This window comes from Streptomyces sp. Y1, from assembly GCF_041053115.1.
GTDB classification, from domain to species: Bacteria; Actinomycetota; Actinomycetes; order Streptomycetales; family Streptomycetaceae; genus Kitasatospora; species Kitasatospora rubellomurina.
In genome coordinates this window covers 2,921,353-2,934,992 of sequence record NZ_CP163445.1, presented here as the reverse complement: position 1 = coordinate 2,934,992, position 13,640 = coordinate 2,921,353, and the positions used below count along the sequence as shown (strand labels likewise).

Here is a 13,640-nt window from a genome sequence, read left to right as displayed (position 1 = left end):
GTAGCCGCCTGCGGAGTCCCCGGCGTGAACCTTTATCGGCGCTTGAACAGCAGTTTGGGCAGGCCCGCCGGGATCGGGCGGCGGGTGGTGGCCGGCGTGGGCATCGGCGCGGCCGCGTGCGAGCCGTCCGGCATCGCGCCCGGGCGCTCGACCAGCGCCCCGACCGGCTCCAGCCGCAGCACCCGGCACTCGCGGGCCCAGCGCTCGGCGATCGCGTCGGTGTCCGGCGCGTTCAGCCGCTTGCCCTTCAGCTCCTCGACCGCGCCCAGCCAGGCCTCGGTGTTCGGCGCCAGCTCGGACACCAGGGCGCTCCAGCCGGTCAGCCGGCCGCCCTTGTCCTTGCTGCGCACGGTGACCTCGGCCCCGCCGCCCGCGGCCAGGCCGTGCAGCGGCTGCTCGCCGCCCCCGCCGACCACCACGACCGCGCCGTCGTGCCAGGCGTGCCACAGGGCCCGGGAATGGGCCTCGCCGTCCGCGCGGACCCACAGCAGGCCGGACTTCTTCGCGGCCTCCTCCAGCAGGGCCTGGTCGAGGAAGGCGTCGGCGGTCGCGGCGGCGGGCGTACGGTCCATGGCCGACAGCGTACGGCCTCCGGTCTCGCGACCGGTCTCACTCGGTGAGAGACAGTTCCATCAGCGCACCACGGGCCTTACGGTAAGACCGCCCCGACTCCGTGACCAGCGAAGGAGCGCCGTGCCCGCCGCCCGGCCCGCGACCGCCCCCGCGACCGACACCGCCACCGCCACCGCCGCGCGACCGGCGCACCCGCTGCCCGCCGTCGACCTGCTGCTGCTCGCCGTCTCCATCGCCGGGATCTCCCTCTCCGGCCCGCTGATCTCCGCCACCGCCGCGCCCGCACTGGCCATCGCCCTCTGGCGCAACGTCATGTCGGTCGGCGTCCTCGGCCCCTACGCGCTGCTGCGCCACCGCGCCGAGCTGCGCGGGATCGGCCGCCGGGCCCTGCTGCTGGCCGTCGCCGCCGGGGCGCTGCTGGCCGTGCACTTCGCGCTCTGGATGCCCAGCCTGCGGATGACCTCGGTCGCCTCGGCCACCGCGCTGGTCACCACCACCCCGCTGTGGACCATCCTGCTGATGCGGCTGTTCGGCGCCCGCGCGCCGCGGATGGTCTGGCTCGGCACGGCCGTCTCCTTCGGCGGGGTGCTGGTGCTGACCGGCGTCGACCTCTCGCTGTCCCCGCGCGCGCTGCTCGGCGACGCGCTCGCCCTCGCCGCCGGCCTGGCCGCGGCCGGGTACATGCTGCTGGGCGCCGAGGTCCGCAGGACCGTCAGCACCACCGCGTACACCCTGGTCTGCTACGCCACCACGTCGGTCGGCCTGCTGGCGATCTGCCTGGCCACCGGGACGCGGCTGTCCGGCTGGCCGGCCGGGGCGTGGTGGCAGATCGCGCTGCTGATGGTCACCGCCCAGCTGCTCGGCCACTCGCTCAGCAACCGGGTGGTGCGCAGCCTCGGCCCGTCGATCACCTCCACCGCGATCCTGCTGGAGACCCCGGGCGCGGCCGCGATCGCCGCGCTCTGGCTCGGCCAGTGGCCGCCGGTGGCCGCCGTCCCGGCGGTGCTGCTGATCCTGCTCGGCCTGGTCCTGGTCGTCCGCGGCGGGCGGCGCTGAGGCAGGCCGGCCGGCAGGCCCTACAGCCAGCCGTTGCGGCGGAAGCCCCGGTACATCCCGACGCAGATCACCGCGATCCCGCCGAGCACCGCGGGGTAGCCCCACGGCTGGTGCAGCTCCGGCATGTAGTCGAAGTTCATCCCGTACACGCCGGTGATCATGGTGGGCACCGCGAAGATCGCCGCCCAGGCGGTGATCTTGCGCATGTCCTCGTTCTGCGCCACCGAGACCTGCGCCAGGTTCGCCTGGAGCAGTGAGTTCAGCAGCTCGTCGAAGCCGTGCACCTGCTCGGTCACCCGGGCCAGGTGGTCCGCGACGTCCCGGAAGTACTTCTGGATGTCCGGGCCGACCAGGCCCTGCTGCGGCTCGGACAGCTGCTGCATCGGGCGCAGCAGCGGCACCACGGCGCGCTTGAACTCCAGCACCTCGCGCTTGAGTTGGTAGACCCGGCCGACGTCGGCGCTGCGCGCGCCCTTGGCCGAGAACACGCCGTACTCGATCTCGTCCACGTCGTTCTGCAGCCGCTCGGCGACCAGCAGGTAGTTGTCCACCACGTGGTCGGCGATCGCGTGCAGCACCGCGGACGGGCCCTTGGCGAGCAGCCCGGCCTCGTCCGCGTCCGCCTCCAGCCGGTGCCGCAGCTCCTGCAGCGAGCCGTGCCCGCCGTGCCGGACGGTGATCACGAAGTCCCGCCCGGCGAAGACCATCAGCTCGCCGGTCTCCACCACCTCGCTGGTGGGCGTGAGCTGGTCGTGCTCGACGTAGCGGATGGTCTTGAAGACGGCGAACAGGACGTCGTCGTAGCGCTCCACCTTGGGCCGCTGGTGCGCGTGCACCGCGTCCTCCACCGCGAGCGGGTGCAGGCCGAACCGCTGGGCGATGCCCTCGAACTCCTCCCCGGTCGGCTCGTGCAGCCCGATCCAGCTGAACGAGCCCGTGCCGTCCGGGAGTTGGTGCTCGGCGCGGACCCGGCGGGCGGCCTCGCGCGGGCTGCAGGCCTCGCCGCTGCGCCGGCCGTGCTGGTAGACCGCGCAGTCGACGACCGCCGTGCCGGCGCCCTCGGGGAGGGTGTCGTAGGAGCCGTCGACGGCGCGGCGGCGGTGGGGGCGGACGGCGGCGCGCAGGCTGTTGATCATCGACAAGGCAGGCTCCCTGGGGCAGGGGCCGTCGCACGGCGGCGCGAAGAAGGGCGGGACCGTGGTGCGACGGCGAGGAACACCGGTGACGGGGGGACGAAGGTGCTCTCCCGGCCGGTCCGTTCGCCGCCGCGGCCCTGGGCTACCGAGACCGTTGCGGTCGGTTCAGCCCGTGGGGCGAGGGGTTCGGGGAAGGCGCGGCCGGGCAGAGCTGCCGGTACTGCATGGTCGGCCGGTATCCACCGCAACCACCTCCTTCGCGCCGCCGCCCCGGGGCGAGGCATCGCATCCCGGTGGCCAGTCGCTCACCCTAACACCCGACCGGCCACCACCGCTCCGGGGTTTCCCGGCCTTGCCCGAGCCTTGACGCAAGCTTGGCGCGGACGGCCACCGGCCCGCCCTCGGCCCCGATCCGGGCGGGGGTTACGCTCACCGGCATGGCGCACGAATTCCCGCTCTTCGGCGATTCCCACGGCCCCCACGGCGACTCCCCGGAACTCTCCCGGGAGGCGGTGCTGGCCGCCGTCGAGGCCCGGCTGATCGCCACCTTCGGCGAACCGAGCGGCCGCGCCGCCGTCACCTTCCTCGGCGCCGACCGGATCGAGGTGCTGCGCTTCGGCCCGGACGCCGACGGCCTGGTCCGCTACACGACCCTCGGGATGTCCGCCGCGCCGATGGCCGACCCGACCTCCCCGGTCGTCGACCAGGTGCGCGGCCCGCGCGTCGAGTTGGTGCTGACGGTGCGCGGCGGACGCGACGGCGTGCTGCGCAGCCTGGCCACCTTCGCCGCGACCCCGCAGGTCGAGGGCCTGGTGCTGGCCCCCGGCGGCTCGCTGGACCTCGGCGCCCCGCTCTGGGAGGGCGCGCCGTTCACCTCGGTGCTGGCCGCCGAGCCGGGCGGACTGGTCGAGGACCTGGAACTGGCCGAGCCGGCCGAGCCGGTGCGCTTCCTGCCGCTGCTGCCGATGACCCCCAACGAGGCCGGCTGGAAGCGGGTGCACGGCGCGGCCGCGCTCCAGGAGCGCTGGCTGGACCGGGGCACCGACCTGCGCGACCCGGACCGCCGGGGCGTCACGCTCGACTGACGGGCGGTCGGGCGCGGCCGGCTCCCGGGCCGGGCGCGCGGGCCGACCGCACGCCCGTACCGCGCCCCCGCGCGCCGGTGTGCGGCGCCTCGGCGTGGTCAGCGCCCGACCGTCACGGCGTCGATGACCGGCGCGCCGGTCGCCTGCGCCAGCAGCGCCTGGTACACCTCCGGGTCGGTGGTGTGCTCGCCGAGCCGGACGGTCTTGCGGTGGCCGTGGTAGTCGCTGGAGCCGGTGGCCAGCAGCCCGAGGTCGGCGGCCAGGCCGCGCAGCCGCAGCCGGGTCTGCTCGTCGTGGTCCGTGTGGTCGACCTCCAGGCCGGCCAGCCCGGCCGCCGCGAGGTCGGCGATCACCCGGTCCGACACCGTCCGGCCGCGCTTGACCGCGCCGGGGTGGGCGAAGACCGGCACGCCGCCGGCCGCCCGGACCAGCCGGACCGCCTCGACCGGGTCGGTCTCGTGCTTGCGGACGTCCGCCCGGCCGCCGTTGGCCAGCCACTGCGGGGTGAAGGCGTCCGAGACGGTGGCCACCACGCCGGCCTCCACCAGCGCGCTCGCGATGTGCGGCCGCCCGACCGAGCCGTCGCCGGCGATCCGCCGCACCTGCTCCCAGCTGATGTCCGCGCCCAGTTCGCGGCAGCGCTCGACGATCGCCCGCCCGCGCCGGAACCGGTCGGTGCGCACCAGCTCCCGCTCGGCCGCGAAGGCCGGCTCCGCCGGGTCGAACAGGTACGCCAGCAGGTGCATGCTGATGCCGTCCACCACGCAGGACAGTTCGGCGCCCGGGACGACCGTCAGCCGGGTGCCGTCCGGCAGCGCGCGCACCGCCTCGGCGGCCCCGGCGTGCCCGGCCACGGTGTCGTGGTCGGTCAGCGCGACGACGTCGAGGCCCGCGGCGACCGCCGCCGCGACCAGCTCGGCCGGGGTGTCGGTGCCGTCGGAGGCGTTGCTGTGGGCGTGCAGGTCGATGCGCACGGGGCGGGCTCCTGGGAGGCTCGGGGGTGCCGCGGTGCCGCCCAGGATAGGCCGTGAACTCCGGTGCCCGTCAGCCCAGCAGCCGGGGGGAGAGCGCCCCGCAGGGCAGCAGGCCCAGCTCGGCGCCGGCCTCGCGCAGGTCGGTGAGCACCAGTTCGTCGTACATCACCAGGGCGGACTGCTCGGGCCAGGCGATCGCCCACAGCCACAACCCGCGGGCCTCGCCGACGAACACCGCGCGGTCGGCCGGGGCGTCCGCGACGTGGAACATCGGGGTGGGCCGCCCGGCGGCCATCAGCTTGGCGTCGGCCGGCTTGTACAGGCCGACCGAGTCGCCCGGGTCCGGCCCCGGAAGCCCGGCGTAGCGGGCGCCGAGCCCGACGCCCAGCTCCTCCGCGACCAGCACCAGTTCGCCGAAGCCGCCCAGCGGCGCCGGCCCGGAGCAGGCCACGGCGGTCGCCCGGGCGCCGGAGACGTCGTCCCCGGCGTGCGCGATGCCGGTGTAGAGCCAGCCGACCGGGAGCGGCCAGGGCAGCCAGACGGGGACCTGTGAGCGGGCCACGGCGACGCCGAGGGCCTCCACGCTCGGGGGCAGCACGGGCTGCATCGGGTGCACGGCTCCGTGCCGGTCGCACTGCCAGGTGTCTGAGAACAGACCGGGGGCGCGGACCCGACCGGCGCACCTCGGGCAGCTGGGCTCGCCCCTCATAGCCGACAACGCTCCTCCCTCCGGACCGCCGCGTCAAGGACGGTCACCCGTACGGAGGGCTCGGCGGCACCTGTCGGTGGCGGACGCCCGGCCGGCGCGGGTTGGGCGTGGCGCGGGCGGTTCCCGTTGGGGGATGTCCCGTCGCGGACGGCGGCAAACGTTCCGGGTTCCGGGGCCGGACGCACTGACGCCCCGTCATCGGCGATCGCGGTGACGGGGCGTCAGTCGGGTATCGGAACGTCCGGATCGGACGATCCCGGCTCGTCGGCGGCGGGTGCGACCTCGCGGTCGGGGGCGCCGCGCCGGTTCAGACGGTCGGGCACGGGCGGATGAGCAGGCGCTCGCCGGTGCGGGCGGCGGCCTGGACGAGCTCGCGGACGGTGTCGGCGTCGGCGATCACGCGGTCGGTGGCGGAGCCGTCTGTGTCGTCCAGGCGGACGATCTCGAAGCGCATGGCCTTGGTCATGGGCGTCTCCTTCTCTGCCCCGGTCGGGCGGGGCGTCGGCGGCTGAGTCGTGGTCAGCCCTCTCGGGATGCTGCGGGTCCGGCGGAACGGCCGGGCCGGGCGGGTCGTGCGTGCGGCGGTCTGCTGCGGCAAGGGCTCCCCCTGGGCTTGCCTGGTGCGTCTACTGCCTCGTGAACCACGGTGGCGTGGCGGTGCTACCGGGCCGTTGCCCCTCCGTGAAGTCCAGGTTTCGGCTGATCGGCGCCCTCGTGGGGGTCGGCGATGATTCCCGGACAGAATCAAAGATTACCGTAACTAACGACTTTTGTCGCGTGCCGATAACGGTCGAACCGGAAAAGTGGTTCAGACCACTACGGACGGGGCGGCACGCGGCCCGGTCGGGTCAGCCCCAGAACGAGGCCAGCGCCGCGGCCGTCTCGGCCGGGAACTCGGCGGCGGGGGAGTGGCCGGCGTCCTCGACCACCACCCGCCGGGCACCCAGCCGCTCGGCCATCAGGCTCTGCTCCGGCACCGGCCACGCGTAGTCCCGCACCCCGGACAGCACCAGCACCGGCAGCACCCCGGCGGTGGCCGCGGCCAGCTCGTCCACCCGGTCCGGCGCGGCCACCAGGTGGGCGCCGGTGACGCCCAGCGCGGTCGGCACGTTGGCCAGCCAGCGGCGGTGCAGGAACTCCGCGACGGCCGGCTCCGGCACCCGCGCCGGCTGCCCGCTCCGCGCCTCCAGCTGCCGCATCACCTGCCAGATCTCCTCCAGGCCCATCACCGGGAGCGCGTCCAGCAGCAGCTTGGTGCGGGCCGCCTCGGCCGGGTCGATCGGGCCCGGCCCGGTCGACACCAGGCTCAGCGAGCGCCACGGCAGCGGGCCCCGCGCGGCCGCCGCGAGCACCGCCTCCCGGACGACCTGCCCGCCGAAGGAGTGCCCCAGCAGGTGCACCGGGCCGCCGCTCTCCGCCGCCACCGCCGCCGTCAGCGCCCGGACGTCCGCGCCCAGCTCCGCGACGCCGTACGCGGCCGGATCGTCCGGCCCGCCGGTCTCGAACTGCCCGCGCTGGTCGACGCAGGTCACCCGGTACCCGGCCGCCGCCAACGGCTCCAGCAGCCCGATGAAGTCCTCCTTGCTGCCGGTGAACCCCGGCACCAGCAGCGCAGACCCGCGCACCGGTCCGTCCGGCTCCGCCCGCAGCGCCGCGAAGGCCCCGCGCGCGGTGGCGACCCGCTCGGCCCGCGCGCACCCGGGCAGCGTCAGGAACGGCGGCGTACTCACAGGTGCCCCCCGACGACGACCCCGCACCACGCGCTCACGAGCTGCCTCCCGCTCTCCTCGGCCCACCCGGCCACCAACCCCCGAGCCTATTGCCCCGCGCCCGCGGCGCGCGCCGGCCCGGCCCGCTGGGGGCCGGTTGCCGCCCGGGCCGGTGGTGCCGGAACGCCCGAGGGGGCGGGCCGGGCCGCTGGGGCCCGACCCGCCCCCTCGGGGACGGTGCTGCGTCAGCTCTCCGGGGTGGTCTCCGGGGTGGCCGCCGCCTTGCGGGTGCGGGTGCGCTTGCGCGGGGCCGGGACCTCGGCGGCGGGGGCCTCGGTGGCCGGAGCCTCCGGGGCGGCCTCGGCCGTGGCCTTCGGCTTGCGGGTGCGCGTGCGGGCGGCGGGCTTCGCCTCGGCCGGGGCCTCCACCGCGGCGGCGGCCTCGACGGCCTCCACCACGGCCTCGGCCTTGGGCTTGCGGGTGCGCGTGCGGGCGGCGGGCTTCGCCTCGGCCGGGGCCTCCGCCGCGGCGGCGGCCTCGACGGCCTCCACCACGGTCTCCGCCTTGGGCTTGCGGGTGCGCGTGCGGGTGGCCGGCTTCGCCTCGGCCGGGGCCTCGACCACGGCGGCGGCCTCGACGGCCTCCACCACGGTCTCCGCCTTCGGCTTGCGGGTCCGCGTACGGGTCCGGGCGGCGGGCTTCTCCTCGACCGGAGCGTCCACGGCGGCCGGAGCCTCGACGACGGCGGCCTCGACGACGGCGGCCTCGACCACCGCGGCCTCGCCCGCGGCGCCACCGCGCGAACGGCGGCGACGGCGGCGCGGCGCGGCCTCGCCCTCGGCGCCCTCGACGGCCGGAGCGGCCGTCACCGTCGCGGCGGCCGTCTCGACGGCCTCGCCGTCGACCGCCGTGCCGCGGCGGGTGCGGCGGCGCTCGCGGGTGCGGCGCGGCTTCTCCTCGGCCGGCGTCTCGGCGGCGGCGCCGGGACGGCCCGAGCCGCCCTGCCCGCCGCGGCCGCCGCGGCCGGAGCGCGCGCCCCGCCCGCCGGTCTCGCCGAGGTCCTCGATCTCCTCGGCGCCGAGCCCGGCCCGGGTGCGCTCGGAGCGCGGCAGGACGCCCTTGGTGCCCGGCGCGATCTTCAGCAGCTCGTAGAGGTGCGGCGAGGTGGAGTAGGTCTCCTCCGGCTCGTTGAACGGCAGGTCCAGCGCCTTGTTGATCAGCTGCCAGCGCGGGATGTCGTCCCAGTCGACCAGGGTGACGGCCGTACCGGAGGCGCCGGCGCGGCCGGTGCGGCCGATCCGGTGCAGGTAGGTCTTCTCGTCCTCGGGGCACTGGTAGTTGATGACGTGCGTGACGCCCTCGACGTCGATGCCGCGGGCCGCGACGTCGGTGCAGACCAGCACGTCGACCTTGCCGTTGCGGAAGGCCCGCAGGGCCTGCTCGCGGGCGCCCTGGCCGAGGTCGCCGTGGACGGCGCCGGCCGCGAAGCCGCGCTGGGTCAGCTGGTCGGAGACGTCGGCGGCGGTGCGCTTGGTGCGGCAGAAGATCATCGCCAGCCCGCGGCCCTCGGCCTGCAGGATGCGCGAGACCATCTCGACCTTGTCCAGCGAGTGCGCGCGGAAGATGTGCTGCTCGATGTTGGCGACGGTCGCGCCGGTGTCGTCCGGGGCGGCGGCCCGGATGTGCGTCGGCTGGCTCATGTACCGGCGGGCGAGGCTGATGACCTGGCCCGGCATGGTGGCCGAGAACAGCAGCGTCTGCCGCTTGGCGGGCAGCATGGTGATGATCTTCTCGACGTCGGGCAGGAAGCCCAGGTCGAGCATCTCGTCGGCCTCGTCCAGGACGAGCGCGCGGACCTTGGACAGGTTCAGCTTCTTCTGCCCGGCGAGGTCCAGCAGACGGCCCGGGGTGCCGACCACGATGTCGACGCCCTTGGTCAGCGCCTCGACCTGCGGCTCGTACGCCCGGCCGCCGTAGACGGCCAGGACCCGCACGTTGCGGACCTTGCCGGCGGTCTGCAGGTCGTTGGTGACCTGGGTGCACAGCTCGCGCGTCGGGACGACGATGAGCGCCTGCGGGAAGTCGGAGAGCTGCTCCTCGGTGGCGCGGCCGGCGTCCACGTCGGCGCGCACGACGGCCCGCTCGATCAGCGGGAGGCCGAAGCCGAGGGTCTTGCCGGTGCCGGTCTTGGCCTGGCCGATGACGTCGTGGCCGGTCAGCGCGACCGGGAGGGTCATCTCCTGGATGGGGAAGGGATGGACGATGCCGACGGACTCCAGGGCCTCGGCGGTCTCCGGGAGGATCCCGAGGTCCCGGAACGTCGTCTTGATGGGTTCAGCGGTGGTGGACAGGGTGCTGCCTCTTCCGTTTTCGGAGGGGCCGAGAGCGAGCGGCGGGCGGGCAGCCGCGCGGCTGCGTACGGGCCTGTGCGGCCCCGATAACAGCTGCGCGGACGCACAACCGCGCCGGTCCCTGCGGCCGGCCGGTGCGCGCGGCCCTGTTGCGGGGCGCGTCGCCGGCGGCGTCGGGGAGGATTCCCGTGAGGGACCTGCGCGGGACCTCCGCCAGGGGGCGTGGTCTCGGCGGCCCTCGCTCGGCCACTGATGCGGTGCCAAGGCTTGAAGTCCAAGCCATGGTCGGAGCCGATCGGCTCTCCGACCGGGCATCCGCGTACGTGAGTACCCGTGCCTCCGGTGCGGACACGTCCGAGGGGACGGTGCCGGTACGGGGCGGCTCACGCGGGGCACCGGGAAGGCGGTGACACCGTGCGAGCACGACGGGGCTCCGTACCACCATACAGTCAGGCGACGACTCGAACACGTGATGCGTCTGACATCGCCCCCGGTGACCGGCCCGCGACCGGGCGATCCGGCCGGTCACCCGGGTGCGCCCGGGTGGTGGGGCGGGCGGCCGGGCGGGACTAAGGTGGCGGGTCATGGAGACCTCTGGTGAGACGCAGGACGGCGCGGCCGGCTCGATCGGCGACTGGGCGGAGCGCTCGGCGGACCCCGGCTACCGGGCGGCGGTGCTGGACCTGCTCGGCGCGCTCGCGTACGGCGAGCTGAGCGCCTTCGAGCGGCTCGCCGAGGACGCCAAGCTGGCGCCCGACCTCGCCGACAAGGCCGCGCTGGCCCGGATGGCCTCCGCCGAGTTCCAGCACTACCAGCGGCTGCACGACCGGCTCGCCGAGATCGGCGCCGACCCGCAGGAGGCGATGCGGCCGTTCGTCGAGCCGCTGGAGCTGTTCCACCGGATGACGGCTCCCTCGGACTGGCTGGAGGGCCTGGTCAAGGCCTACGTCGGCGACGCCATCGCGACGGACTTCTACCGCGAGGTGGCCGTCCGGCTCGACGACGACACCCGGGACCTCGTGCTCGGCGTCATGTCCGACACCGGCCACGCCCAGTTCGCCGTCGACAAGGTCCGCCAGGCCATCGAGGCCGACCCGCGGGCCGGCGGCCGCCTCGCCCTGTGGGGCCGGCGCCTGATGGGCGAGGCGCTCAGCCAGGCCCAGCGCGTGGTCGCCGAGCGCGACGCGCTGTCCAACCTGCTGGTCGGCGGCGTCCAGGTGCAGGGCTTCGACCTGGTCGAGGTCGGCAAGATGTTCAACCGGATCACCGAGGCGCACACCAAGCGGATGGCCGCCCTCGGCCTCGCCTCCTGACGGGCGTCACGCCGGCCGGTGCCGCCGGTGGGCGCCCGCCCGGTGCGGGTGGTGCCGGTGCGCCGGGGCCTGCCCGGCCGCGAGGTCCGGCCGGGCCAGCAGCGAGGTGAGCACCCCCGAGGCCAGCGCCGAGGCCGCGACCGCCACCGCCGGGTAGCGCCCGTCCGCACAGAAGTGCGCGACCGCCCCGCCGAGCAGCGCCCCCGCCAGGGCCGTGCCGAGCGTCAGCGCCCGGGCCGCCCGGAAGTACGAGGGCAGGGCCAGCAGTGCGGCGCCGCCCGTGACCAGGCCGACGAGGACGAAGGCGATCGACTCGACCAGCAAGGCTGCCTCCCCGGGGAACGGGTGTGCGGCAACGCTGCCGCTCCTCTCGCCGTACCCCGACCCACCCGGTCGTACACGCGCCGGTGCCCCGCTCCCTCACGGGAACGGGGCACCGGGCCGAGCTGCTCGGGCGGCGTCTCAGAGAGCGCCGAAGCCGACCTTGCGGACGGCCTGCTCGCCGATCTCCACGTACGCCAGGCGCTCGGCCGGAACGAGGATCCGGCGGCCGTGCTCGTCGGTCAGCGAGAAGAGCTTCGAGGAGCCCTCCAGCGCCTTCGCGACCGCGCTCTCGACCTCATCGGCAGTCTGCGAGCTCTCGATCACGATCTCGCGCGGCGCGTTCTGCACGCCGATCTTGACCTCCACGGCTTCCGTCCCTCCGGGGTTGCAGCCTCCACGCGCGGACACCGGACCGCCTGGGACAAGCGTCCACGGCGACCGCGCCGTACGGCTTCACCATAGAGCACGGGATCACCGCCCAGGCGAACCCCAGCGGATCGTCAGTCCTGGGCAGAGCCCTCGGAGCCCGGCTCGCCGGCGTGCATCGGGAAGCCCTTCAGGCCGCGCCAGGACAGGCTGGCCACCAGCCGGACCGCCTCGTCCCGCGGGATCTCCAGGCCCTGCGACAGCCAGTACCGGGCGGTGATCTGGGCCAGCCCGCACACCCCGGCGGCGAGCAGCTTCGACTCCGCCTCCGGCAGGTCGGTGTCCTCCTGGATCACCTTGCTGACCAGCGTCGCGCTCGCCTCGGAGGCCCGCTCGACCCGCTCGCGCACGGCCGGCTCGTTGGTCAGGTCCGACTCGAAGACCAGGCGGAACGCGCCGGACTCGCTGGAGACGTAGTTGAAGTACGCCTCCATGGTGTTGGCCACCCGCTGCTTGTTGTCGCTGGTCGTCGACAGCGCCTCGCGGGTCGACTCGACCAGGGCGTCGCAGTGCTTGTCCAGCAGCGCCAGGTACAGCTCCAGCTTCCCGGGGAAGTGCTGGTACAGCACCGGCTTGCTCACCCCGGCACGGTCGGCGATGTCGTCCATGGCGGCCGCGTGGTAACCCTGCGCGACGAACACCTCCTGGGCGGCACCGAGCAGTTGTTCACGGCGGGCGCTTCGCGGCAGGCGGGCACCGCGCGGGCGCTCCTGCGCCTCCTGGATGGCCGTCACGGCGCTCCTCACTTCGGGGTTCTTCGGGGCCGACAAGATGGCTGATTCTACTTTTCGGTAACCGCGTTCGTGTTCGGCGAAGGCGAGAAAAGCCGAGCGACCCGCTTGTCAGGTGCCCACAATACGGCGCTGACCTCGGCGTCGGCAGTGCCCGGGACGAGGGATCGGACCGCCGCCCGCCCCGGGCGCCCCCGGCCCGCGCTCACTACCATCGTCCATCATGAGCAGCACGGAGCAGCAGGTCCGAACCGTCGAGGTCCCCGGGGCGGTGCTCGCGGTGCACCGCGGCCTCGCCGACCAGGGCGCGGACGGGCGCGAGCCCGCCCTCTTCGTGCACGGCCTCGGCGGCTCGGCCGCCAACTGGACGGCGCTCATGGACCGCCTGGCCGGCCTGCTCGACGGCGAGGCCGTGGACCTGCCCGGCTTCGGCCGCTCCGCCCCGCCCAGCGACGGCAACCTCAGCCTCTCCGGCCACGTCCGCGCCGTCATCGGCTACCTGGAGGCCGCCGGGCGCGGGCCCGTCCACCTGTTCGGCAACTCGCTCGGCGGCGCCGTCGCCGTCCGGCTAGCCGCGCTGCGCCCGGACCTCGTCCGCAGCCTCACCCTGGTCTCGCCGGCCCTGCCCGAGCTGCCGCCGCAGCGCACCGCCTGGCCCACCGCCGTGCTCGCCGTCCCGGGGGTGCCCGCCCTGCTGCGCCGGCTGCAGGCGGGCCGGCTCGACGCCGAGGCGGCGACCGAGGAGCTGCTGCGGCTGGTCTACGGCGACCCGGGCCGGCTGAGCCCGGCCGCCCGGGCCGAGGCGGTCGACCAGTACCGGCTCCGGCTGGAGGCGCCGCACGCGATGCGGGCGCTGGTCGGCTCGGCGCGCGGCATCGTCTCCGCGTACACCGAGCGCGGCGAGCAGGCGCTGTGGCGGCAGGCCGAGCAGGTGGCGGCGCCGGTGCTGCTGGTGTACGGGCTGCGCGACAAGCTGGTCGGCTACCGCTCGGCCCGGCGGGCCTGCGCGGCCTTCGCGGACGCCCGGCTGCTGGTGCTGCCGGATTCGGGGCACGTGGCGATGATGGAGCACCCGGACGAGGTCGCCCGCGCGGTGCGGGAGCTGATCGCGCACACCGCGCGCTGACCCCGCCCGCCCCGCCGCCCGCCCCGCCGCCCGTGCGGGCCCGGATACCGCCCGGTAACGGCCCGGTTCGGCGCGAAGTCACGCCGGTTCACTCGTTCAGGTGGCAACCAGGCAGGTGACCGATCGC

Annotated in this window: 14 protein-coding genes; 4 read left to right on the top strand and 10 right to left on the bottom strand. The window is 75.4% G+C overall.

The window, feature by feature from the left end; all coding sequences use genetic code 11:
• Positions 1-32 precede the first annotated feature (32 nt).
• Positions 33-572 carry a hypothetical protein gene (locus AB2U05_RS12255; RefSeq protein ID WP_369183204.1) on the bottom strand — a complete coding sequence of 180 codons (540 nt, stop codon included), beginning with the start codon at positions 570-572 and terminating at the stop codon, positions 33-35.
• A 196-nt stretch (positions 573-768) separates the two neighbouring features.
• Here AB2U05_RS12255 and AB2U05_RS12250 point away from each other — a divergent pair, with 196 nt between their 5' ends.
• Entirely contained in the window at positions 769-1,629 is an 861-nt protein-coding gene (locus AB2U05_RS12250; RefSeq protein WP_369185942.1) for a DMT family transporter, read from the top strand.
• Positions 1,630-1,649: 20 nt separating this feature from the next.
• Here the strand turns inward: AB2U05_RS12250 and corA are convergent, their stop codons facing one another.
• Positions 1,650-2,771 carry a magnesium/cobalt transporter CorA gene (corA, locus tag AB2U05_RS12245; protein ID WP_045700916.1) on the bottom strand — a complete coding sequence of 374 codons (1,122 nt, stop codon included), beginning with the start codon at positions 2,769-2,771 and terminating at the stop codon, positions 1,650-1,652.
• A 431-nt stretch (positions 2,772-3,202) separates the two neighbouring features.
• On the opposite strand from corA, the gene AB2U05_RS12240 reads away from it, so the two are divergent.
• Entirely contained in the window at positions 3,203-3,850 is a 648-nt protein-coding gene (locus AB2U05_RS12240; protein ID WP_078860535.1) for a suppressor of fused domain protein, read from the top strand.
• 98 nt (positions 3,851-3,948) lie between these two features.
• On the opposite strand, the gene AB2U05_RS12235 is transcribed toward AB2U05_RS12240, so the two are convergent.
• The 5 genes from AB2U05_RS12235 to AB2U05_RS12215 form a co-directional block, all read right to left on the bottom strand.
• Positions 3,949-4,824 carry a PHP domain-containing protein gene (locus tag AB2U05_RS12235; protein ID WP_369183203.1) on the bottom strand — a complete coding sequence of 292 codons (876 nt, stop codon included), beginning with the start codon at positions 4,822-4,824 and terminating at the stop codon, positions 3,949-3,951.
• A gap of 70 nt (positions 4,825-4,894) precedes the next feature.
• Positions 4,895-5,533, bottom strand: coding sequence for a DUF6758 family protein (locus AB2U05_RS12230; protein ID WP_078860533.1), 639 nt, complete (start codon positions 5,531-5,533; stop codon positions 4,895-4,897).
• Positions 5,534-5,840: 307 nt separating this feature from the next.
• Positions 5,841-5,999 (bottom strand): hypothetical protein, encoded by a 159-nt coding sequence (locus tag AB2U05_RS12225; RefSeq protein WP_157882214.1) that lies wholly within the window; start codon positions 5,997-5,999, stop codon positions 5,841-5,843.
• A 382-nt stretch (positions 6,000-6,381) separates the two neighbouring features.
• Positions 6,382-7,263: an alpha/beta fold hydrolase gene (locus tag AB2U05_RS12220; protein ID WP_045700910.1), complete on the bottom strand. Its 882-nt coding sequence runs from the start codon at positions 7,261-7,263 to the stop codon at positions 6,382-6,384.
• A 224-nt stretch (positions 7,264-7,487) separates the two neighbouring features.
• Complete coding sequence (locus AB2U05_RS12215) at positions 7,488-9,479, bottom strand: DEAD/DEAH box helicase (RefSeq protein ID WP_369183202.1); 1,992 nt, start codon at positions 9,477-9,479, stop codon at positions 7,488-7,490.
• A gap of 698 nt (positions 9,480-10,177) precedes the next feature.
• Here AB2U05_RS12215 and AB2U05_RS12210 point away from each other — a divergent pair.
• The gene (locus AB2U05_RS12210) at positions 10,178-10,906 is read left to right on the top strand and encodes a ferritin-like fold-containing protein (protein WP_045700905.1); all 729 of its coding nucleotides are present in this window, start codon (positions 10,178-10,180) and stop codon (positions 10,904-10,906) included.
• A gap of 6 nt (positions 10,907-10,912) precedes the next feature.
• Here AB2U05_RS12210 and AB2U05_RS12205 read toward each other — a convergent pair whose 3' ends face one another.
• From AB2U05_RS12205 to AB2U05_RS12195, 3 genes are all read right to left on the bottom strand, one after another.
• Positions 10,913-11,230 carry a hypothetical protein gene (locus AB2U05_RS12205; protein WP_369183201.1) on the bottom strand — a complete coding sequence of 106 codons (318 nt, stop codon included), beginning with the start codon at positions 11,228-11,230 and terminating at the stop codon, positions 10,913-10,915.
• Between the two features lie 138 nt (positions 11,231-11,368).
• Positions 11,369-11,596, bottom strand: a complete 228-nt coding sequence (locus tag AB2U05_RS12200) for a DUF3107 domain-containing protein (RefSeq protein ID WP_045700901.1) — start codon at positions 11,594-11,596, stop codon at positions 11,369-11,371.
• A gap of 134 nt (positions 11,597-11,730) precedes the next feature.
• Positions 11,731-12,390, bottom strand: a complete 660-nt coding sequence (locus AB2U05_RS12195; protein WP_045700899.1) for a TetR/AcrR family transcriptional regulator — start codon at positions 12,388-12,390, stop codon at positions 11,731-11,733.
• 220 nt (positions 12,391-12,610) lie between these two features.
• Here AB2U05_RS12195 and AB2U05_RS12190 point away from each other — a divergent pair, with 220 nt between their 5' ends.
• Entirely contained in the window at positions 12,611-13,513 is a 903-nt protein-coding gene (locus tag AB2U05_RS12190; RefSeq protein ID WP_052706900.1) for an alpha/beta fold hydrolase, read from the top strand.
• Positions 13,514-13,640 lie beyond the last annotated feature (127 nt).